At 49.2% G+C, this 23,114-nt stretch carries 10 protein-coding genes; 7 read left to right on the top strand and 3 right to left on the bottom strand.

Annotated features, from left to right (window positions below; genetic code table 11):
- Window positions 1–145: 145 nt before the first annotated feature.
- The 3 genes from M1K58_RS25880 to rlmD are packed head-to-tail and all read left to right on the top strand — an operon-like array spanning window position 146 to window position 3,405.
- Window positions 146–919: a sirohydrochlorin chelatase gene (locus M1K58_RS25880; RefSeq protein WP_256761776.1), complete on the top strand. Its 774-nt coding sequence runs from the start codon at window positions 146–148 to the stop codon at window positions 917–919.
- Window positions 920–955: 36 nt separating this feature from the next.
- Complete coding sequence (locus M1K58_RS25885; RefSeq protein ID WP_372339208.1) at window positions 956–1,921, top strand: diacylglycerol kinase; 966 nt, start codon at window positions 956–958, stop codon at window positions 1,919–1,921.
- Window positions 1,918–3,405 carry a 23S rRNA (uracil(1939)-C(5))-methyltransferase RlmD gene (gene rlmD, locus M1K58_RS25890; protein ID WP_256761778.1) on the top strand — a complete coding sequence of 496 codons (1,488 nt, stop codon included), beginning with the start codon at window positions 1,918–1,920 and terminating at the stop codon, window positions 3,403–3,405. Before M1K58_RS25885 ends, rlmD begins: the two co-directional genes overlap by 4 nt.
- 778 nt (window positions 3,406–4,183) lie before the next feature.
- Here rlmD and M1K58_RS25895 read toward each other — a convergent pair.
- Window positions 4,184–5,641 carry an exosporium glycoprotein BclB-related protein gene (locus tag M1K58_RS25895; RefSeq protein ID WP_256761779.1) on the bottom strand — a complete coding sequence of 486 codons (1,458 nt, stop codon included), beginning with the start codon at window positions 5,639–5,641 and terminating at the stop codon, window positions 4,184–4,186.
- A gap of 588 nt (window positions 5,642–6,229) precedes the next feature.
- On the opposite strand from M1K58_RS25895, the gene M1K58_RS25900 reads away from it, so the two are divergent.
- Both M1K58_RS25900 and M1K58_RS25905 read left to right on the top strand, forming a co-directional pair.
- Window positions 6,230–7,420, top strand: a complete 1,191-nt coding sequence (locus M1K58_RS25900; RefSeq protein WP_256761780.1) for an NAD(P)/FAD-dependent oxidoreductase — start codon at window positions 6,230–6,232, stop codon at window positions 7,418–7,420.
- A gap of 34 nt (window positions 7,421–7,454) precedes the next feature.
- On the top strand, window positions 7,455–8,318 hold the full coding sequence (locus M1K58_RS25905) for an RNA polymerase sigma-70 factor (RefSeq protein WP_256761781.1): 864 nt from the start codon (window positions 7,455–7,457) through the stop codon (window positions 8,316–8,318).
- 182 nt (window positions 8,319–8,500) lie between these two features.
- Here the strand turns inward: M1K58_RS25905 and M1K58_RS25910 are convergent, their stop codons facing one another.
- Window positions 8,501–12,268, bottom strand: a complete 3,768-nt coding sequence (locus tag M1K58_RS25910) for an S-layer homology domain-containing protein (protein WP_256761782.1) — start codon at window positions 12,266–12,268, stop codon at window positions 8,501–8,503.
- Window positions 12,269–12,733: 465 nt separating this feature from the next.
- Between M1K58_RS25910 and M1K58_RS25915 the strand changes: the two genes are divergently transcribed.
- Window positions 12,734–14,881, top strand: coding sequence for an ATP-binding protein (locus M1K58_RS25915; protein ID WP_256761783.1), 2,148 nt, complete (start codon window positions 12,734–12,736; stop codon window positions 14,879–14,881).
- A 102-nt stretch (window positions 14,882–14,983) separates the two neighbouring features.
- Here M1K58_RS25915 and M1K58_RS25920 read toward each other — a convergent pair whose 3' ends face one another.
- Window positions 14,984–19,432 (bottom strand): X2-like carbohydrate binding domain-containing protein, encoded by a 4,449-nt coding sequence (locus tag M1K58_RS25920; RefSeq protein WP_256761784.1) that lies wholly within the window; start codon window positions 19,430–19,432, stop codon window positions 14,984–14,986.
- Window positions 19,433–20,315: 883 nt separating this feature from the next.
- On the opposite strand from M1K58_RS25920, the gene M1K58_RS25925 reads away from it, so the two are divergent.
- Window positions 20,316–22,922, top strand: a complete 2,607-nt coding sequence (locus M1K58_RS25925; protein WP_256761785.1) for an S-layer homology domain-containing protein — start codon at window positions 20,316–20,318, stop codon at window positions 22,920–22,922.
- The last annotated feature ends 192 nt before the right edge of the window (window positions 22,923–23,114 follow it).

Below are 23,114 nucleotides of genomic sequence, written 5' to 3' on the forward strand. Positions count from 1 at the left end.
TTGTTCGAGAACCGTCAAGCGCTTGCGCTTGGCGGTTTTCCTATTATCGGAAGTTATGCGGGCTATGACGTTGACATTGGCTTAACGATTAGATAGCATGAATAAGGAAGAAGTATTGCGGGTAAAGACTGGAGGAGACTCAATCGTGAAGCCAGGATTGTTGGTGATCAGTCACGGGTCGCGAGATACCGGCTGGGTGATCTTGGTTGAAGCTGCGATAGAAGCGGTTCGAGAAGCGCTTGGAACGGAGTTAGTTATCGAAGCTGCTTTTCTTGAACTGGTGGATGGACGTCTCATTCAAGATGGCTTGGATCGATTGGAAGCCGCTGGTGTTGATCGTATTCTTGCTATTCCGTTATTTGTTTCTACAGGGAGTACTCATGTAGATGAGATTGGCTGGGCTCTCGGGGCTTATCCGAGTGCGAGAACAGAGACGGATCTGGAGCGCTTTAGCGTTAAAGGTGAATTAACCTATGGAAAGCCGATGGACGATGCACCTGAGATCGTAGATGTGCTATTAGATCGCTTACGGGAAGTATCGATGAATCCTGCACAGGAGAGTATTCTGCTTGTCGGTCACGGGAGTCAGGAAGCGGGTTTTAAAGAAGAGTGGGAACGCAATATGGCTTCACTTATGGAGCGATTAGTTGAACAGGGTGGCTATGGAGATTGTGCAGGCGCCTTATTGCTGCTTGATCAGGTAAGTGAACGTTGGGAACTGTTGCGCAGTAGACAGCCTAATAATGAGATCTTAGTCATCCCGTTATTTCTAAGCGAAGGATACTTCACGAAGCAGGTTATCCCTCAAAGATTAAACGGATTGGCTTGCCGATACGATGGACGCACTTACATGCCACATCCGCGTATAGCGGATTGGATCGCTCGGCAGAGTAAAGAATGGTTAATCGCTGTGAGTTAGAGCGACAACAGAGTGGCAATTCACTAAGATAGACTGATGAAGAGGGGATCTGGATTGGATATTATTAGAGCTAGACTCATTTATAATCCTATCTCAGGCCGGGAAGAAGTGAAGCGCAGATTGCCTTCCATTCTACAACGGCTTGAACGTAGTGGAATAGAAACATCTTGTCATGCTACGGAAAGCAAGGGAGACGCTATTCGGGCGGCTTCACAAGCAGCAGAACGTGGATTCGATATGGTGATCTCCGCTGGTGGAGATGGTACTTTGAATGAAGTCGTTCACGGACTGTCCGAGCATGAGAATCGACCAGCGCTTGGTATACTACCGCTCGGTACGACCAATGACTTCGCGAGGGCTCATGGAATTCCGAAAAAATGGGAGGATGCTTGTGATTTAATAACTAAGCGTTACACAACTCCCGTGGATGTCGGTTGTGCGAATGACAAATACTTCATTAATATTGCCGGCGGCGGTTCACTAACGGAATTAACATACGAAGTGCCAAGTAAGCTGAAGACGATGGTTGGTCAGCTTGCTTATTATATGAAGGGTTTGGAGAAGATTGCCCATCTTAATCCGACCCAGATGAAGATTACGGCTGAAGGTGTGGGTGAATTCGACGAGGAGTTTATGCTATTCCTGATAGCAAACAGCAACTCTGTCGGGGGATTTGATCGTCTAGCACCTAATGCAAGTACAAATGATGGTGTATTTGATGTGTTAGCCCTTCGCAAGTGTAATCTAGGGGAATTCATCCGTATTGCCACGATGGTTATGCGGGGAGAGTCTGTAGCTAATGATCCCCATTTCATTCACTTCCGAAGCAGTCGGATTGTGGTAGAATCGGACCGCCGTGTGCAGTTGAACCTTGATGGGGAATTCGGTGGGACACTACCTTGTGTATTCAATATGCTACCCTCACACTTACAGGTCATCGTGGACGAGCGTGGGGAAACCTCCTATCGGAAAAACGGTCCAGGGCGGGCATTGCAGCTATGAGTGGACGGAATGATAAAGGTAGACGTGGGCGTGAGCAGGGAAATGGACAGCATAAGAGATCGAGATCGTCTTCCTCGTCCTTCGCATCATCTATTGCAGGGGTTCCTGTCGTAGTTGGTCAGACGGTACAGAGTACTATTGTGGGTTTAACACATGAAGGTGAAGGGGTAGGCCGCTTCGAGGGCTATACCCTATTTGTTCGTGATGCACTCCCTGGCGAGCTGGTTCATGCTGAAGTGATCAGTATTGGCAAATCATTCGGTCGTGCTCGAATGACAGAGCTGCTGGAAAGCAGTCCTGATCGTAGGGAAGCACCCTGCGAGATTTATGATTCGTGTGGGGGCTGCCAGCTTCAACATCTCGATTATTCCGCGCAGCTTAGATGGAAGCGGCAACTAGTCGTGGACAACCTTGTACGCATCGGGAAATTGCAGGTGGCTGGGGAAGATAGTCAGGGTGTTGTGGTTCATCCCACGATGGGGATGAGTGAACCGTGGCGTTATCGCAATAAGGCTCAGGTGCCAATTGGAGTCGCTGCAGGTCAGCTGATCGGTGGGTTCTATGAGCACGGTAGCAATGACATTGTAGAGATGGATGCTTGTCTTATCCAGCAGGAGCAGAACGAAGAAACCGTTCGTGCGGTGAAGGAAGCCGCTCGGATGCTGGATATTGGGGCGTATAATCGCGTCACAGGACGTGGTTTGCTACGCCATGTCGTCGTTCGCCATGCACAGTCAACGGGGCAACGAATGGTCGTGTTGGTTACGAACGGGCGCGATATCCCGCATCGACTGGAGCTTGTCGCATTAATACGCGAAAGGGTTCCGGGCGTTGTGAGCGTGTGTCAGAATGTGAATACGTTGACTACCCCCGTCGTATTTGGTGAGGAAACACGTGTACTCTGGGGTGAAGATGTCATCTATGATGAGATCGATGGCATTCAGTTCGCGATTTCTCCGCGATCGTTCTTCCAGGTCAATCCGGAGCAAACGGTGCGGTTATATAGTAAAGCTGTGGAGTACGCAGCATTAACAGGTAAAGAAACAGTTATTGATGCTTACTGTGGTGCAGGAACGATTTCCTTGTTTCTCGCGAGGCACGCTGATCGGGTCTATGGTGTAGAGATTATTCCAGAGGCTATTGAGGATGCTCGCCGTAACGCTGTGATTAACGGAATTAAGAATGTCGAATTCGCAGTCGGCGATGCTGAAGTTGTGATGCCACGCTGGCAGAGAGAGGGCATTCAACCCGATGTGATCGTTGTTGATCCTCCCCGCAAGGGCTGCGACGGCGTTTTGATCAGCACGATGCTGGAGCTTCGTCCTCAGCGGATTGTCTATGTCTCGTGCAATCCTTCGACTTTGGCTAGAGATCTAAGATTGCTAGAGGATGGGGGCTATCGCACGGTTGAGGTTCAGCCGGTGGACATGTTCCCGCATACGGGGCATGTGGAGTGTTGCTCACTGTTAGTGAGAAATGATTAATAACAAGATGTATCGGTACTCAGACCCTTCCTTGACTGGAAGGGTTTTTTATTTTTTTAGTGGAATTTTTATGTAGAGTGAAAAATCGGAGGGGACTTTAGATAACACCTTTATACATAAATGGAGTGAAGAATCCCATACCGTACGAGGCATCTACTCCATTCACTGGACTAGGGAAAGCGCCAATCATTGGGAATTGAACGCTGCCATTCCGCCTAATTGTGGTGCGGATATTTATTTTCCATTGGAGAGTAACTGTGGAGAATTAACCCTTATTTCCGAAGGTTATGAGGGACGATGCATTTGGAGACTTGGGGATTCGGAGATAATGAATAGAGAATTTCGTTTTCTCCAAGAGGGGGAATATCTTATCCTGACGATAGGTTCGGGGAGCTACTCCTATCAATTGGGTATAACACAAGCAGAACCGGCATGATCCGTTTGGCAATCTTATTAGATACTCTAGCTAAGAAAGCCCGCCGGATGAAATCCCTTGTCCTGATTGGGTTTACAGTCGATGATTCCGATACCTAGAGCAAGCACAATGTAGAGAACCCTTAATAATCAAGGCTTCAGCGAACTTCGACAAACCTGAACCTAATAACTTATGTTGCCTTGCGATTCTTGGTAAAAAGCGGATATTGGTTTGACACAGGGGCAGCTTGAGGATGTTCAATAGCATTTGCTCGAGGGAGAACTAGCGAAGTCGTCATTATCAGGAGACGAGCATGTAGGCTCGCCTCCTGAATGAGATTATGATTCTCGTGGGTGAAGCGCCTTATTTGATATTAACCCCAGCGCTTGCGTAGCCTAGTAACGTAGTGGATACGTCAAGTCCGGCAGTTACGGTAGCTGTGTATACGAGCAGAAGTCGTGTGTTGGCTGCAACGGGTATGTTTAATCCGGTAGTTGCTCCATTGGATTGAGTACCCACTGCCAGTATCCCTGTATGAGCAGGACCCAGTGTTACGACTGCCCCTGGAATGGGAATGAAAGTATTGTTTGGTACAGTAGATTGGTACAATTGTGCTGTAATCGAAACAGTTGAGCCCACCAAACTCAAGGCAGTGCTTGTGCTGAAAAAAGCGGAGATGTCTGTTATTGTCCCGGCTCTAGGCATTGAAAACGCGAAGTTTGCTAGAGCTCCAGTTAGATCGATCGTTCCTCCAGTGCTGCTAATACCGCTGACGGAGTTGCCAAAGCCAATCGATCCGCTTGTGTTATGCATTCCTCCGAGAACCGTAGTTAATTCGATGGGTGTGCCTGAAGCGAATGGTATGATCGTACCAGCAGCATCGATGCTATTCCCTCCTGCAGGACCTTGCGGACCAGTTGCACCTGTCGCACCTGTGGCGCCTTTGCTTGCAAGTAAGGTGTAATCCGAAGAGCTATCAGGTGTTCCTGTCGGTGGTACAGTATTTACGATATAAGTGCTTCCGTCATAAGTAACAACTTGATAGACTAGATAAGATGGAGATTGAGCTGGATTGAAAGCAACGAGTCCATCTAAGCCTACGCCAGTCGCACCCGCTGGCCCCGCTTGTCCCGCAGGACCTTGCGGTCCAGTTGCGCCTGTCGCACCCATAGCACCAGTCGCACCCGCTGGACCCGCAGGGCCTTGCGGTCCAGTTGCGCCAGTCGCACCCATAGCACCGGCCGGACCCGCTGGCCCTGCTGGACCCGTAGAGCCGTGCGGCCCAGTTGCACCTGTAGCGCCGTCCGAACCCGCAGGACCTTGTGGGCCCGCTGGACCCACTGGACCTTGCTCGCCAGACGAAGCTGTAGAATCTTCCCCTATTTGTATTTTGACCGTTTGGGAGGATTTGTCCCAAGAGACTTTAGCTCCGAAAATGTCGGCGAGTGCGCGGATTGGTACCATTACTCTTCCATTTTTGATTTGCGCGGGCTCGGCAAGATCAATTTCCTTCGCAATAGAATCGATCGTCACAGTTGCTTTGATCGATCCCATGACTAGTACAGCGGTTACGTTATCCTTGATCAATGTCGCTGTTTTCGTTCTTTGATCCCAATGAATGGATGTTTTGAATGTGTCGGAAATAGACTTGAAAGGTACGAGCACAGTTTGATTTATGAGAACAGGGGCATGTTCATCAGATATACTGATGCCGTTAACCTCAAGCTTTATTGCGCTTGCAGCATAACTTACGGGAATGAACATAATTTGAAATAAAAGTGCAACAATAACTGGTAAAGCGATTACTTTTCTCTTGAGCACATAAACTCCTCCTCGTGATGGTGTACTTTCAACTTAGAAATATAGCATTCTATGCGAGTACTGACAAATTTTTCGTCCATTCACATAATACCGACTACGCCCCTCTCTTGGCGAAAAACCCCTTTCCAATTCACTTATTCCCTTCCCAAATAAACAAGGATACTTACCGGAACTGGTTTAGTTATTTCTATAATAAAGCAGGCCAACATTAAATTCTGTAATCTGGATTACACTTTTGTGCGAATGCAATTGGAACGAAAGAAAAAAATCAGATGGGGGATACAGCCACATCTTAGTTTATTCTCGTCAGCACTCTTCTCATGTGGAGTGCTTAATATTGATGGTTCTGAAATAGTAGATGAGATGTGACAGTATTGCTCAAGTTACAAAGTGGTGAGCCGCATCACTAGAGACGGCTAAATTTTTTAGTGTTAGCGTCCGCTTCTTTCAACTTCTAGACATGGAAAGAGTTTTTGGCGGAAGCAGAAATTCTCAAGTACAAATAATCGGCAGTCGTCAACATACGCTGTTGTCACAACACGACCCCTTATCTCGTTTTATATGCAAAAGGAATAAGGGGTGGTTGCAATGAAAGAATTGACATGCATCGTTATTGGCGGAGGATATGCAGGTATTAATGCAGTTAAAGCGATTCGGAAAACATTTAAGGGTCAAGTAAGTAAACGAACACTCCGACTTATTTTAATCGATAAGAACCCTTATCACTTTCGCAAAGTATTGCTTTTTAAGCCCGCGGTCGGAGATGAAGAGATTACTATCCCTCTGACTAGGTTATTTCCCGAGGGGGTTGAATTCGTTCAGGCTACTGTAACGAAAATCGAATCAGGGGAAAGAAGGCTACTTTGTCAGGATGCTGAAGGAAATAAGAATTCGATAAAATATGACTTCCTCGTTTTGGCGGTGGGCAGCGTCGTGCGGCAACCCGACCCTGATCAAGGAGGTATGGCATTAGCGAGTTTAGACGCTGCGTGGAAGATCCGAGAGGCGTGGCGCGCGAATATAAAGAAAGCTGTAAAGGAAAAAAGCGCGAAAGAACGTCAGAGATTAATGACCATTGCCGTTGTTGGAGCGGGCATAAGCGGCATCGAGACATCTGCCGAACTAGCTTATTATATTCGTGAAGATGCGGTATTATTGGGACTTGACCCGAGTGCTGTAAGGATAAAATTATTTAACGCGAATAAGAGGCTTTTCCCAGAAGGCCCGGCAAAAGTAGGGCTTAAACTGGAACGTTCACTGGACGCTTGCGGAGTAACTACCTTACATGGGAGTAGGGTATTACAGGAGAAAGAGGGAGTGCTAACCTTATCTAACGGCGAGACGATGTCCGCTGGCCTATGTGTCTGGACGCTGGGGCTGTTACCCAACCCAATGCTGCAAAGCATCGGGTTGCCGATCACTCCGGAAGGATACGTGATCGTAGATGCGAGTTATCGGGTTCAAGGGGCCCAGGGTGTATACAGTATCGGCGACTGCGCGCGAATCGTAGACCCTGCTAGCGGACGGGTGGACGGGAAGACGTGTAAGGAAGCGACGGCCCAAGCAGCAAGGCTTGGAAAGATATTATCTGCGGATATTGCAGGGCGTCCGGCACCCATACATAAGGAATTTATTGACTTTTTTTGTTTTGCCTTAGGTCCGGAGCAGGGAATGGTATGGACACATCAATGGGGGTTAGATATTATTTTTACAGGAAAGCTGGGTTGGCGATTAAGGAAATTCACATGGGATTCGGCAAGTCTGTTAAAAATAATGTAAGCAGAGGGTTAGTGGAAAAGGGTGGAATTTTAAGATGCAAGAGTTATATGAGCATTATAAAGGGCTGCTGTTTACGCTTGCCTACCAACTAACCGGGTCGGCTTCCGATGCGGAGGATGTTGTGCAGGACGTATTCCTGAAGATAAATGACGTAGATCTGGCGCGTTTGGTTGAACCGAAAGCATATCTGTGCAAAATGGTGACTAATCGCTGTCGGGATTTACTCAAATCGGCGCGTAAACGGCGGGAACTGTATTTCGGAGAATGGCTTCCTGAGCCTATTCTTACTCCCAATGATGAATCGTTTGAAGCGGTTGTTCGTGACGAGTTGTTGTCTTACGCCATGCTGGTGTTGCTTGAAAGGCTATCCCATACGGAACGGGCGGTGTTCGTGCTTCGTGAAGCGCTCGGCTTTGAATATTCAGATATTGCTGAACTTGTTGACAAAAGTGAAGCAAATTGCCGCAAACTGTTCAGCCGTGCGAGAGGAAAGATGGGGATTACCCTCGAAGAGCAGGTCCACTCAGAAGCGGCGAGCGAAGAGTGGGTCCGTCGATTCCTGAAGGCTCTCGAACAGGGAAACGTGGACACGGTTGTATCCATACTCGCCGAAGATGTCGTGTTGGTCTCTGATGGAGGGGGCAAAGCGTTCGCCGCCGTTCATCCTATTGAATCGCGCGATCTCGTCGCACGGTTCCTTCTCGGTCTAATTCGTAAGGCTCCTCAATACGAAGGGGGCGTGCATGTTGAGATGACGGATATAAATGGTCAAACAGGGCTTGTTGTCCGTTCAGGCGAGGGCATCGAAGTTGTTGTGCTGATACACGTTGAGAGAAATGCGATTTGCAACCTATACTTAGTTAGGAATCCGGATAAGCTGAGGCTTTTCCCCCATTAATAAAGTCGTGATACGAAAAGTCGGATCAAAAATGGAGGAAATGTTCGATTTGTAGCTAAACCCAATGTTTTGAATGTAAAAGGAAACTTTCGGAATCTTGGCGCACTGATGTGCGAACAAAAAAATCGCCCTGTCCCTTCAAGAGGACAAGGCGATTTTTTTGTCGAGACACAATGACCCGTCTAGATCAAATCTGATTTTTGCAGCAAGCGTTTAACGATCGTGGCAACCTCAGCTCTGGTCATATAATCGTTCGGAGCAAGCTTTGTGCCGCTTTTTCCCGTTACGATGCCAGACTGTATACTGTCGGCGATGCCGCGCTGAGCCCAACTGGATGCTTTTTCCGTATCTGCATATGGACTTAGTATCGTGTCGATCGATTGACCAGAAAGCTTAGCTTTCAATCCAGTGATCGTCATCGCTTTAGCGGTGATGACCATGACTTCTTCGCGAGTAATCTTAGCATTCGGATGGAAACTACCGTCCTTCAATCCGTTGACCAAATGATACGAATAGGCGGTATTAATCGCGCCGTTATACCAGTCAGAAGCTTTTACGTCCGTGAAAGGAGCGGCTTCGTTTTCCGGCTTAAGTCCCAATCCACGAACGAGAATGGCTACGAATTCAGCACGAGTGATATCTGACTCTGGACTGAAGGAACCGTCTCCTTTGCCGTCGATGACCATACGCGAACCCAAATCGTTGACTGCGTCTTTAGCCCAATGATTCACAACATCGCTAAACTCTATCGGATGCCATATGAGCGAGTATGTGCTATTGGTCAAACTTTTCACTTTTGCGTAATATTTGCCGTCAATCAAGACGATCTGGGTAGGTACATGACGAACTGATCCGTCCGCTTCGACAACAACGCCTGTTGTAATCTTCTTAGGATCAACACCGTCCGGAATTGCAATCGTGCGTTCAACATAGGCGCTGAACTTGGATACGACAACCGTTTTACCTTCATGAATCGCTTTAATCGTAAATTCAATCGGCGGTACGACAAGGGTGAAGGTTCCTTTATCCGCTGCATTCTCCACCACTTTTACCGTACCCGCGGTCGGTTCGGCAATTTCAATCCGCACCTTTATATCTTTCAGGGCGATCGAATTACCGAACTGATCGGAGATAGAACCGATGTTGATTTGTTGTACTGGGAGCGTGTACGCCGCTAGATTCGTTCTAATTTCCAGAACCGCTTGTTTACTTTCCATGTTTTTAATCATTTGCCCGTTCAGTTCGCCTACGACGATATCGGACTCAGCTTTCACCGGAATGATGACAGTCGCGCCCAAACCTTCCGCCGCGAGCTTGTCCTCCAGCTTTTTCTGGTCGACAGTTACTGTGATTACGGTTTGTCCATTAACTTTGGATGTTGTTGCCGTTCCCGCGCTCTCCACTTTGCCATTAACGAGCACATCCACGCTTGTTGCCGTGGAACTTGAATTTTCGTTCGAAGTGTTGCTGCCGCTGGATGTCGATGGCGATGCCGGTGGCGATGCCGGGGAAACGGCACTGGATGGAGCAGAAGATTCGCTGCTTCCTGCGCTATTGATAGCTTTCACCGTAAAGGTATAGCTCGTTCCATTGGTTAAGCCTGTTACGGTAATCGGACTTCCTACTCCGGTTTTAACAATGTTTCCTGGAGAAGCCGTTACTTCGTATCCCGTAATCGGACTTCCTCCATCAATTGTAGGAGCCGTGAACGCTATGGTTGCTTGTCCGTCTCCAGCGGTTGCCGATACCATTGTTGGCGATGCCGGGACGGTTGCTGTGACAGCCAAGGTCAATCCGCTCTCCACAGCCGATCCTGTAGTCGTGCCGGTCTTCGCGATCGGTGTCACTTCGAAACTAATGTATTTCCCAACATCGGCCGCCTGCAAGTTATAGTAGGTCGATGTTGCTACCGAGATTGCCGTTTTGTTCGTTCCGAGCGCATCGTCGGATCTGTACCAATTGAATAAGCTAGTGCCTTCCTCATCCAAGTTCGCATCGTTATAGGTGTAACTTCCGGTTAAGGTTGAGCCAACCTGCGCCGTTCCCGTAATGCTCACATGGGATGCTTGTGGTGCGAACTGTCCGATGATAATGCCGGACAGGTTTCCAACGTTGTTAAGCGTCAGATCAGCTTGAAGGCCTGCTCCATCTTTACCTATTAAATTTCCTCCGTTGGGAAGCAAGGAGCTTCCTAGGGTAATGCGATCGGCATCTAGGTCAGAAGCCTGCAGCACGTATTTGAAGGTCAGGACCTGGGTACGCGTACCGCCGGCATAAAGCGCATTAACTGTGTTGTTGCCGATCGTAATCGGCAAAATGGCAGGTTGTAGTTTTGCCCGGACCACTTCCGAGAAATGAACCTTAAAGAGCAATTCTTGACCCGGAAAATAAGTCTTTGCCTCAGGCACTTCGACCCGCGTGATCTTCGGAGCCGCAGAGTTAAGAATGATATCGACAGCGTGCGGACTGACAACGCTCGCCACGCTGGCATTGCCTCCGACATCGACAATCGTTCCGTTAAGCAGTCCTAATGCATTAATAATGACGTCGCTATCCGTATCTTGAACAGTATAACGAAATACGAGATCGGTCGGCGGCAAGTCCGATACATCGGATACATATACAGCCTGAGCTACGGAATTGGCACCTGACATTAACGACAAACTCGGAGTACCACTAACCTGTACGGGCTCCGTGAAGCGAATCCCGAACTCGAAGCTTTCACCTGTAACGTAATTTCGATTGGTAGGAGTGTGATTGAAAAACTGCACTTGAGGGAGAACGGCATCGACTCGTACGTCCGAAAGCGCAAGCTTGTAAACGGCGAGAGGCATCGGCGTCGGTGTCGGCAGACTCAAGTCGGTGATACTTCCTCCGTTCAATTGGATTGCGGTGCCGACCCTTATACCGTTAAGAGCTACATCTCCGCTCTGAACAACATATCGGAATGTAACCGTGTTCCCGGTCCCGGATGCTTGAACAACCTTTGCTTGCTTTTCTGTCGTTCCAAAGAACAATTGGAGATAAGGATCACCGTTCACGGTCACGTCCTGATCATATTGGAATACGAAATTCAAGATCTCGCCTTCATTATAATAGCCGTCATCAGGAATGATCTGCGTTACGAGCGGATATACACCGGCACTTACTTGTACGCCGGGAAGAGCTGTAACCGTTCCATTCGGGAAAACCGAATGGAGCAAATTATGTGCGGCATCCTCAATCACGCCTCCGTACATTTTCACTTCATTGTCTATCGTAATCCCGTCGAGATCTTCCAGTCCAGCTTCTACGTTATAAATAAATTCAAGCTGATTGAGCCCGTTTGTAGAGCTTACCGTTTCTGCGCGTACTTCCGTTCCACCGATATTAAGACTGAGATAGGGCTTACCATAATAGTTGTTAATGTTGATTTTCTCAGAGAATGTTAACGTGAATGAGAGAGATTCGCCGACTTTATACGTTTTATCAGTGGGATAACTGACGGAAACAATACTAGGAATGACCGTATCTATCTTTATAGCGGTATCCAGCACCGATGCACCGCTTGGACCAAAACCGTTGCCGAGATCAGCAGCCTCCGCAGTACTATTCGTTATGGTAGCCCCATTTAATTGAATGGGGCCTACGACTTGAATGCCGTCCACATCATTATCGCCTGTTTGAATCCTGTAAGAAAATTGCAAAGTATTCGATGAGCCAGACTTATAAAATGCTTCCCGCGGTGTCCCCCCAATATCGAGCATCAAGCTAGGCGTTCCGCCCGTCACTATCACATTCTCATTAATTACCACGGTGAAGTTAAGCACTTCTCCGGCTTTATACGTTTTGACCAGGGGCAAGTTCAGTGCTGTAGTCGTTGGTGAAGCTGCATTAGCCGGATTCACGGCAAGCGATGTCGTAAAGAGTAAAAACACAAGCAGTGCTGCGGTCATCTTTTTCAGTGCCACGATGGTGCCTCCTAATTTTTCTCATAATTTCATTCAGAATATATCATTATTCCAAAACAGTAAATAGAAATTTCGGATGAGGAAATCCTTCTAGAAGTGTAAAGGAAGTAGTAGTTAAGAGCCGCATTTACCTGTATATTGAAGCCCTAATGTATTTAGTATTCGGGCTTCTGTGTTTGTGGTGGTCAAACGGGTCGAACGAAAGTCGTGGAGGCTATGGGGCTCCCCCAGCAAAATCTTGGGAGATATCCTCGAAGCAAGACGCCACACACATTGTGGGGTAAGAAAACGGCGTCTGAATCTACCGCTGTGATCTGCAACTGTGAGTCTGCTTCGTTACCCGTTCCCTTCTTCTTGTGTTCAACACCTCTCAGATATTTGTAGGGCACATTTTCCTTTAATGATGATATTATTTAGATAATCAACTTACTTATTGCGCTCTTATAGATAGGGGTAGGGTTCATAATGAGGGGTATTCTCCGATTCGGTTCTCGTACGATCTTGCTTTATATCGCTGCTGCCTTTGTTGTTGGTTTGGTTGCAAGCTATTCCGTCATCCCTGCACCGGACTCCCCTAAGTTCCAAAGTGAAGAAGGCATTCTGGATTTAACGCAGGTTCATGTCAGTGAGAATCCACTAAAGTTAGCAGGGGAGTGGGAGTTCTACTGGCAAGAGCTGCTGTCGCCTGAGGACATACAGATTCGTTCGAAAAGGGACGGAATTAATAACCGCTGGATCAGCATCCCGAACTCCTGGCTAGGCTATCGGTTAGATGATCAGCGGCTGAAAGGTACAGGTTATGCAACCTTTCGAGTGGTCATAGAGCTTAGCGAGCAGGATCGGAACGAGCGCCTTGCTCTACGATTGCCGACTATTTTTCATGCGTATAAATTATGGGTGAATAGCGAGCTGCTGGCGGAAGTTGGTGTGGTTGGTCGGGACAAGAGTAGAGCGACCCCGCATCTGGCAACGAAGCTGGTGTTTTTTCAGCCCGAGAGTGACAGGGTGGAGTTGGTTATGCAAGTAGCCAATTTCCATCATAATCGAGGCGGCATTACCAAGTATATCGAATTGGGCGGCAGTGATGTGTTAACGGTCAGGACAAATCTGAAAATTGCCGCTGAAATGTTCATCACCGCAAGCCTGCTGGTCATTGGCGTGTATCACCTGCTGTTGTTCGCCCTGCGACGCAAAGACAGGGCACCCTTGTATTTTGGTCTGTTCACCCTGTTGTTCGGTATCCGCTCGTTGCTGGTCGGCGAGTTATTGCTCACACAATTGTGGCCGACTTTTCCGTGGGAATTGCAGTTCAAGATCGAGTACCTGATTCTTTGCAGCAGTGGATACATCATCACGTTGTACTCGGAATGCATCTTTCCAAATTATGTGTCGCGTTGGTTTCATCTTGGCTCGAGGATCGTAACCGGCGCATTCTGTATCGTTGTCGTGGTGACCCCTGCCATTATCTATACGAAAATGTTACCGATCATCGGTGTGATGGTTGTTCTGCATATGGTTTATCTGATGGTTGGGCTGATCCAAGCGGCTGTGCGGCGTAGGGAGGGAGCGCTGATCTTCCTGCTGGTGTCGGTGGTTGCTTTAGTGACGGTCATCAACGATTTTTTATATTACAACGAATGGTCGCGGATCGGAAATACATCTCCGCTTGGTCTGTTGGTGTTTACGATCGCACAGATGATGCTGCTTTCTTCAAGATTTACGAGGGCGGCAGTGAACGAGGAGAGGATTGCGCGCGAGCTGCAGGACGCTAACAACAAGCTGACCGAAATGAATATGAATTTGGAACGGACCGTGCAGGATCGCACACATGCCTTGTCCGCAGCTCATGATGATCTCCGCGTATCATATGACCGGTTGCTTCACTCCGAGGAAGGGCGGAAGAAACTCCTTGCCTATATTACGCATGACCTGCGTATGCCGCTGTCCAGCATGCTTGGTTATGTAGAAGCTGTGCAGGACAGGGTCAAGCCGGAACGTAATGAACAGTACCTGAAGTATATCCAGGATAACACGATAAGAATTAACCGCATGATCGAGGAGTTGTCCTTCTTGTCGCATTTGGAGACGGGACAAGTCTCGTACCGAATGGAGCCGGTTCATGTGATCCACTTCTTGCGTGATTTTTTCGAACAATATGAGCTGGTTGTGCGTGACGCAGGGCTCAATTTCATGCTGGATATCGGAGATGGGGAAGATCAACGATCGAACTTGCCTGTTGTCGAGATGGATGCGCAAAGATTAGAGCAGGCTTTGTTTAATCTCGTGTCGAACGCGATGAAGTTCACCTCCAGAGGCGGGGTGGTGCGTATTTCGCTAGCAGTGGACGAGGCGAAACCTACCCGCTATGCGATCATTAGCGTACAAGATTCTGGCACGGGTATTCCTCCGGATCAGCTCGAGCAAATCTTCTATCGCAATTACAGGTATGATCGGCCGGACGCGGAGACGGGGGTCGAGGGCAGCGGGCTTGGGCTGGCGATTTGCAGGGAAATCGTACAAGCGCATGGAGGGGCGGTTCGAGCGGAGAGCGACGGCAAGACGGGGTCGATATTCTATGTATCGCTTCCTTGTATTGTAGAATTGCGAGCGTGAGGTTTCATATCCTCCTTCAGTGAGTTCATTAATTTCGCAACCAAGTAAACTAAAAAAATCCCGCTTGAATGGACTAGCCTCAAGCGGGATTTTATCTGATCATTACTCCTTGTATCCGTCTATCCTATCAAGCACTTGCAGCGTCCGAATCAATACAACGGCGGCCTGCGCGCGTGTCGTTTCACCTTTCAGACTGAACTTGTTCTTTCCCGTGCCTGTCATAATGTGAAGCTTAACCATCAGGCGAACGTCTTCCAAGTAGGCGGAGTCCGCCGGGGCGATGTCCTTGAAGCCATCCAAGCTTACAAAATTCTTGGTAAGCGGCAGCTTCTCAAGTTCTACGGCCGCCGCCAGCATACTTGCCATTTCTTCACGGGTCAGGAGTTGTTCTGGATTGAAGCTTGTCCCCCTTACGAAGTCCAGCAGTCCGAGCTCCTTCGCTGTCGCTACCTCCTCGTAGTACCACGCTCCCGACTTCACATCGACATAAGACACTGCACTGCCGATCGATTGGCCGCGTCCGAGTGCCCGGACGAGCATAGCGGTGAACTCCGCTCTTGTCACGGTTTTGTTGGGTGCAAACTGTCCGTTCCCAACACCTTCGACAAGTCCTTTCGCCGCCGCCAGCTCAACAAACGATTTTCCCCAATGCGTAAGCGTGTCGGTAAAGGTTGCCGCATTCTCCACTACAACGTGCGGGGCATTGAAATACGAGTTGATTTTTACATACCTTATGCCACCAATTTGTACCGGTTTGGCGGCAACAAACTCAAATTTCTTCCTAGATTCGTTATACCGGAATGCTCCCCATTGCGCAGGCATATCCTTCATGCTCTTCGGCATCGGAATGTATTTCGTCAGCGCCTTCGTGAGCTTGTCTGCATTTCCGATGGTTTGCTTTGTATTCGTGTTGATGATATCTATCTGATAATCGACAATCTCGCCCATCACTTTACGCTTTGGCAAGCTATCCGCCAACGCAGCTTGGATTTCTTGATCGCCGGACCGATCGATCAAGGTCATCTTGAAGCTGATATCTTCGCTCTTGAGGCGATTTGCAGCAAGTAAGTCCGCTAGTCCGGGAATGAACGATGCCAATTGGACGGGCACCTGATAGCTGCCGTAGGGAGCCTTGATATCGAAGTAAAAGGCAGCGTTCTTGTTCGCCATGTCCGTTAAAATAGTGGCCGGAATACTGACATAGGCCGCACCGTCCTTTGGCGTTACTTCAAACGCGACGAATGGTTTCGTGGTGTCGATGCTGTCCGGGTCAACTGTCGTACCATTTACGTCGATAACCAGCTTGCGAACGGCAGATGAAGAATGGCTCACTGTAATCGCAAGCGTCTGTGTCGCTCCGCCGCTAAACGTGAACGTCAGATTTGTCATTCCAACCGTCTGCTCCACCAAGTATGCCTTGCTGATGGTAATCGTGTTGCCCGACACGGTGTAGTCCGTTCCCGCTGCCAGATTCGTCGCGCCGTTGGCGATGCTTGTCAGCGTATCGCCGTAGAGCGCAAGTGTCGTCGATACATTCGTAGGACTATATTTGTCGAACCTCGCGCTCGTTGGGCTGATCGTTGGCGTCGAATCGCTCACTGTAATCGCAAGCGTCTTTGAAGTTCCGCCGACAAACGTGAACGTCAGACTTGTCGGTCCAACCGGCTGCGTCGCCAAGTACGCCTTGCTGATGGTAATCGTGCTGCCCGACACGGTATAGTCCGTTCCCGCTGCCAGATTCGTGGCGCCGTTGGCGATGCTAGTCAAATTATAGCCGTTGAGCACAAGTGTCGTCGATACATCCGCATGACCCGCCGATCCGGTATATTTGTCAAAGCTCACGCTCGTCGGGCTGATCGTTGGCGTCGAATCGCTCACTGTAATCTCAAGCGTCTGTGTCGCTCCACCGCTAAACGTGAACGTCAGTCTTGTCGTCCCAACCGGCTGCGCCGCCAAGTACGCCTTGCTGATGGTACTCGTGTTGCCTGACACGGTATAGTCCGTTCCCGCTGCCAGATTCGTCGCGCCGTTGGCGATGCTTGTCAGCGTATTGCCGTTGAGCGCAAATGTCGTCGATACATCCGCATTACCCGCTGATCCGGTATGTAAGTCGAAGCTTGCGCTTGTCGGGCTGATCGAGTTCGGTGGCACCGAGTAAAAGGAATAGGAATTGGCTACTCCTGCGGGAACTCCATCCCCCTGGGCTTCGAGAGCCAAAACAAAAAGCTCATGCTGACCGTACGTTAACGAAGACACCGTTGCAGTCCAGTCGCTGCCAGACGGGTTCGCCTGCACCCATGGTCCTTGTGTTGTATCGAACTGGAAGTACACGCTTTGCACCACCGAGGCATAAGGACTATAACCATTAGATACCTGGAAAGTAAACGTTGCATCCGTTCCGTAAGCTTTGTTGTTGGGCAGGGGCATAACTTCAACTTCTAATGGATTTGTTGTACGTCTAGCGTCATCAATAACCGTTACGTTATGACTATCACGATTGGTGACATAGATTTTGTTCGTCAACGGATTCACCGCGACTGTCTCTGGAGCGTCTCCCACCTGTACCGTCATCGTCGTATGGGTTACGCCGTCAATGACCGTCACGGTGTCGCTAGAAAAATTTACGGCATAGATTTTGTTCGTCACCGGATTCATCGTGACTGCACGTGGAGTGGTTCCCACCGCTACCGTCGTCGTCGTATCGGTCGCGCCGTCAATAACCGTCACGTTATTACTAGTGCTATTGGCGACATAGATTTTGTTCGTCACCGAATTCACCGCGACTGCTTGTGGAAAGGTTCCCACCTGTACCGTCTTCGTCGTATTGTTCGCGCCGTCAATGACCGTCACGGAGCCACTGACCATATTGGCGACATAGATTTTGTTCGTCACCGGATTCACCGCGACTGCAAATGGAGCGTCTCCCACCTGCACCGTAGTCGTCTGATTGGTCGCGCCGTCAATGACCGTCACGTCAGCACTATTTCCATTGGAGACATAGATTTTGTTCGTCACTGGATTCACCGCGACTGCATATGGAAGGCCTCCCGTTTGTAGCGTCGTCGTCGTATGGGTTGCGCCGTCAATAACCGTCACGGTGCCATGCCGATCGGCGACATAGATTTTGTTCGTCACCGGATTCACCGCGATTGCAGCTGGATTTCTTCCCGTCTGTACTGACGTCGTCGTATGGGTTGCGCCATCAATGACCGTCACGGAGCCGCTAAACATATCTGCGACATAGATTTTGTTCGTCACTGGATTCACCGCGATTGCAGATTGAGCGTGTCCCACCGATACCGCCGTCGTCAAATTGTTTGATCCGTCAATAACCGTCACGTCATTACTAGCATTATTGGCGACATAGATTTTGTTCGTCACCGGATTCACAGCGACTGCATATGGAGTGGTTCCCTGTACCGGCGTCGTCGTATGGGTCGCGCCGTCAATGACCGTCACGGTATTTCCGCCCTCATTGGCGACATAGATTTTATTCGTCACCGGATTCACCGCGACTGCAACTGGACGGTCTCCCACCTGTACCGACGTCGTCGTATTGGTCGCTCCGTCAATGATCTTCACGTCATGACTATTCCTAATGGCGACATAGATTTTATTCGTCACCGGATTCACCGCGACTGCATCTTGAGAGTTTCCCACCGGCACCAGCGTCGTCGTATTGGTCGTGCCGTCAATGACCGTCACGTCATTATTAATAGAATTGGCGACATAGATTTTGTTCGTCACCGGATTCACCGCGACTGCAATTGGATCGTCTCCCACCGGTACCAGCATCGTCTGATTGGTCGCACCGTCAATGACCGTCACGTCACTACTAAACATTTCGGAGACATAGATTTTGTTCGTAACCGGATTCACGGCGACTGCATTTGGAGCGGTTCTCATAGGTACCGACATCGTGGCATTGGTTGCGCCATCAATGACCGTCACGGAGCTGCCGCCCTCATTGGCGACATAGATTTTGTTCGTCACTGGATTCACCGCGACTGCAGATGGACCGTCTCCCACCGGTACCGGTGTCGTAGTATTGGTCGCGCCGTCAATAACCGTCACGTCATCACTACCACTATTGGCGACATAGATTTTGTTCGTCACCGAATTCACCGCGACTGCAGTTGGATGGGTTCCCGCTTGTACCGTCGTCGTCGCATTGGTTGCGCCGTCAATGACCGTCACGTTGTTACTGCCTAAATTGGCGACATAGATTTTGTTCGTCACCGGATTCACCGCGACTGCAACAGGACGGTCTCCCACCGGTACCGTCGTCGTCGTATTGGTCGCGCCGTAAACGACCGTCACGGTGCTGCTCCCATGATTGGCGACATAGATTTTGTTCGTCACCGGATTCACCGCGGCTGCAATTGGATGGGTTCCGACTGCCACGTCACCCAATTTCATATTTGCCGAAGCCGATGAAGGAGTTGCAAGAAGCGCAGTCATCAGAAGACAAATTACGAGAAGACAAGCAAGCCCGCTTTTGAGTTTTTGAACGATAACCTTACCATAATTCCGTTTTACGTAGGTTTCCATATATTATCTTCATCCCTTCTCTAATGGGGAACTTGAGCGGCGACTTTAAACTTGCTCAGATCGGCACGCTCAATGCCCTTAGATGTCTGACTTTGTACCCTCGCTTGCTGCGCAGGCAGCAGGGAGGGGCAAGCTCAGTAGCAACACTAAATACAAGCTGACCATCCTGTGTATCTTATCATGGTAGATTAGCCCATTAATGAAGTTTAAAGAAAACTTTAAGTTCGCGGTATAGATAAAGTATGCAGCGGAGATGTATTTCCCATATACCCTGCAAATATCTGTGAGGCGTTGAACACAAACATCACGATGAAGTCCTTTTGAACGTAAGAAAAGTCGCAAAAAGATCGAGGCTGATCCTGCCAATCCAATTGTTACGATTCGGGGGACGGGCTATATGCTGGTTGCCAGAAGTGCGTTGCAAGCATAAACATAGCGTTAAGGTTGGTAGTGTAACTTAATATTTTTTGGATTACTTTGGCTAAAGTAATGTTGGAGGAAGCAGCCCCACCAAATCATACAGGTGCATGGAGGGACGGTTCGAGCGGAGAGCGATGGCCGGACGGGGTCGATATTCTATTTTCAGGTGTATTGCGAGCGTGAGGGCTTCATATCTACCTATAGTCATAACTGGTAGCCATTGGTGCGTTGCAAGCGCAATCTTAAAGTTTTCTTTACATTTCACAAATGGGCTAATCTACCATGCTAAGATAGAATCACTATGGTATTTAGTATCACTTTTTCGTAAGGTGTTACGAATGCAACAGCATCCACTTTTAAGGATCCCTATTTTGAAGCAGCGGTGTAGAATGGTGTCGAAAGTAGTCGCAACTTGTGCAGTCTTGCTTTAGTTGTGAACGCAATCGTAATGGAGGAGAAGCAGTTGAGACAGATCAGAAGCATCTTATTATCCATTTTAGTTGTTTGCCTGGCTTTCACGGCCGGAGTACCTGTCAGTGAAGCGGCCGGCAGGGGAAAGATAGGCTTCGTCAGCGACATAACGGGAAGCCCCGGAGATACGATCACGGTGAAACTTTATGTGGATCTGACCGCCGTGAACAACGCATATGTGGAGTACCAACCACTTCCTGAACTTGAGGGATGGGGCACCACTTTTTTTGACCCTAGCTTTGGAAAAGAATGGGTTCGAGTCGGCAATCAGGACCGCTTTGTCATCGATTTGAACTTAAAAATAGCGGAAGATGCCGTGCCGGGCGTATACCACATTTCCATAAACAGGGAATTGACGTTTTACGAAGTGGATTATAAAACTTCGACGAACTATGATACGGATAATAAAACGATCACGGTTCTCGGATATACGGTAGCGCCCATTGACAACCAGACGTTAAGTCCGCTGATCGAAGGGTATGATGCCGGGTCTCAGGAAATGCGAACGATTGAGACGCAACGTACGGGCAGCGGGAATCTCGCTAATTTGCAAGCACAGCTTAGCGGTGCGAATGCAAACGATTTCGTTTTGACACAGCCGCAGCCGAATATGTTGAATACCGTAGGGGCAGCCTCTTCCTTCACCGTCAAAGCGATTGATGGCCTTACGCCGGGCACGTATACGGCGACGGTTAACGTATCGGCCAACAAGATGGCGGCGGGAGCAACATTTTCTGTGACGCAGGTCGTGTACCAGCGGCTATCGATTACCAGCCATCCGCAGAACATAATCGCCAAAGAAGGCGACGGCGCAAGCTTCGGCGTGACGGCGACAGGCGGGAGCCTTACCTATCAATGGCAGGAGGATACAGGGGAAGGCTTCACGAACATGGCGGGTCAGGACGGAGTGGCGTTGAATCTGTCGGCGGTAACCGAGGATATGTCGGGACGCCAGTATCGCGTTGTGGTCGCTGCCGGCGCCGGGCAAACTGAGACGTCGAACGCTGCGCAGCTCACTGTGAAGAACGTGCCGGGCACGCTCGAGCTTCTTGGAGCTTCGGAATCCGACGCCAAAGTTACGTTGACTTGGACGCCGTCAAGCGGCGCGACCGTTTACAAAGTATACAAAAGCGAGACGGCAGGCAACTATGCCGGTGCGGAAGAACGCACAGTATCGGCTAGTGTATATGAGTACGAGTGGTCGGGATTGACGAACGGCACGACGTACTACTTCAAGGTGAAAGCCGAGAACGAGGTCGGAGACAGCGCGTCGAACGAGAAGAGAGCAACACCGCAGGTTGCAGCGCCTGGAGTACCGGTACTGGAGCCTGCTACACCGGGAGATGCCCGAATAAGCCTAACGTGGGATCCGGTGATCGGTTCCACGGGGTACAAAATATTCAAAAGCACGACCTCTGGCGCTTATGGATCAGAGGAAGTTTCGGTAAGCGATTCGGTATACGGCTACGATGTAACAGGATTAACGAACGGCACAATGTACAATTTTGTGATCAAAGCGACGAACCCGGGAGGAGACAGTGCTGCGTCCAATGAAGTGAGCGCAACGCCGCGAACGGTTCCATCGACTCCAACGGGCGTAACTGCGGTAGCTGGCGATAGACAAGCAACGGTAAGTTTCACTACCCCGGCGAATGGCGGAAGCGACATTACTTACTACGAGGTTACGGCTATGCCGGGAACGATAACCGTAACAGGGGCGGGGAGCCCGATCACAGTAACAGGGCTATCCAACGGAGTTACGTATACGTTTACGGTGCAAGCTGTCAATAGCGCGGGCAGCAGCGTGGCCTCCGACGCCTCTAATTCCGTAACGCCGAGAAAGCCGTCCAGCAGCAGTAATACATCGACGCCATCTTCAACGCCTGCGACACCTACTACGACACCTGATCCGGTATCGACGCCTGGTTCTCCAGAGCCTACGGTTGATGTATTTAACAGTAGCATTGTGAATGAAACCAATTTAGTAAAGACGATTGAAGCCAAAGTAGTGGAAGCGAAGAATGCAAACGATACAATTGATTTTGCTGACACGCAAGGGCACTGGGCTGAAAAGACGATCGATATTTTCATCAAATTGCAACTGATTAAGGGCTACAAAGATGGTACGTTTAGGCCGAACAGTCCGATCACACGCGCTGAGTTTGCAGTGATTCTGAATCGCGCGTTCAATATCCAAGGTGGCAGCAATACGAGTGTTGTATTGAAGGACATTGGTGATAACTGGGCGAAAGAAGCGATTGAGAACCTTGTAGCGGCAGGGGTAATCAAAGGCTACACGGACGGTACGTTCAAGCCGGATAACACGATTACACGTGAAGAAATGGTTGTCATGCTGTCCCGCATTGTAAACCTTAACGACTTGGCGAAGGACACAACAAAAGGCAATTTCAAAGATCTGAATGGTGCTTATGCAGCTAGCGAGATCATAGCAGAAGCGCAGGCAGGTATTGTTAGCGGTAAAGGTAATGGAAAATTCGATCCCAAGAGCAATGCCACACGTGCAGAAGCATTGCAGATCATCTTGAATGTGCTGGAGCTTAACCCACAGTTGAAGACGTTGTTGGATTCGCTTAGCTAGTATTTGTGGGAACATTCCGGCATGGGCGAAGGGCAGTATTGCGATCGTACAACAAGCAGATATCAAGAGGCTGTCTCCAAAGTGAAATCTTCGGAGAAGCCTCTTTTTTCTGTTCTAACCGTTAACCGGACAATTATTCAGCAGCTCTAAGCTCCCGAGCGTATTGCGGTCAGCCAAGGATCTGAAGTTGAC

The organism is Cohnella sp. WQ 127256, from assembly GCF_024519285.1.
GTDB lineage: Bacteria > Bacillota > Bacilli > Paenibacillales > Paenibacillaceae > Cohnella.

Coding starts and splice junctions, on each gene's coding strand:
- M1K58_RS25885 (WP_372339208.1), top strand. CDS start 956: ATGAAGAGGGGATCTGGATTGGATATTATTAGAGCTAGACTCATTTAT.
- rlmD (WP_256761778.1), top strand. CDS start 1,918: ATGAGTGGACGGAATGATAAAGGTAGACGTGGGCGTGAGCAGGGAAAT.
- M1K58_RS25900 (WP_256761780.1), top strand. CDS start 6,230: ATGAAAGAATTGACATGCATCGTTATTGGCGGAGGATATGCAGGTATT.
- M1K58_RS25905 (WP_256761781.1), top strand. CDS start 7,455: ATGCAAGAGTTATATGAGCATTATAAAGGGCTGCTGTTTACGCTTGCC.
- M1K58_RS25915 (WP_256761783.1), top strand. CDS start 12,734: ATGAGGGGTATTCTCCGATTCGGTTCTCGTACGATCTTGCTTTATATC.
- M1K58_RS25920 (WP_256761784.1), bottom strand. CDS start 19,432: ATGGAAACCTACGTAAAACGGAATTATGGTAAGGTTATCGTTCAAAAA.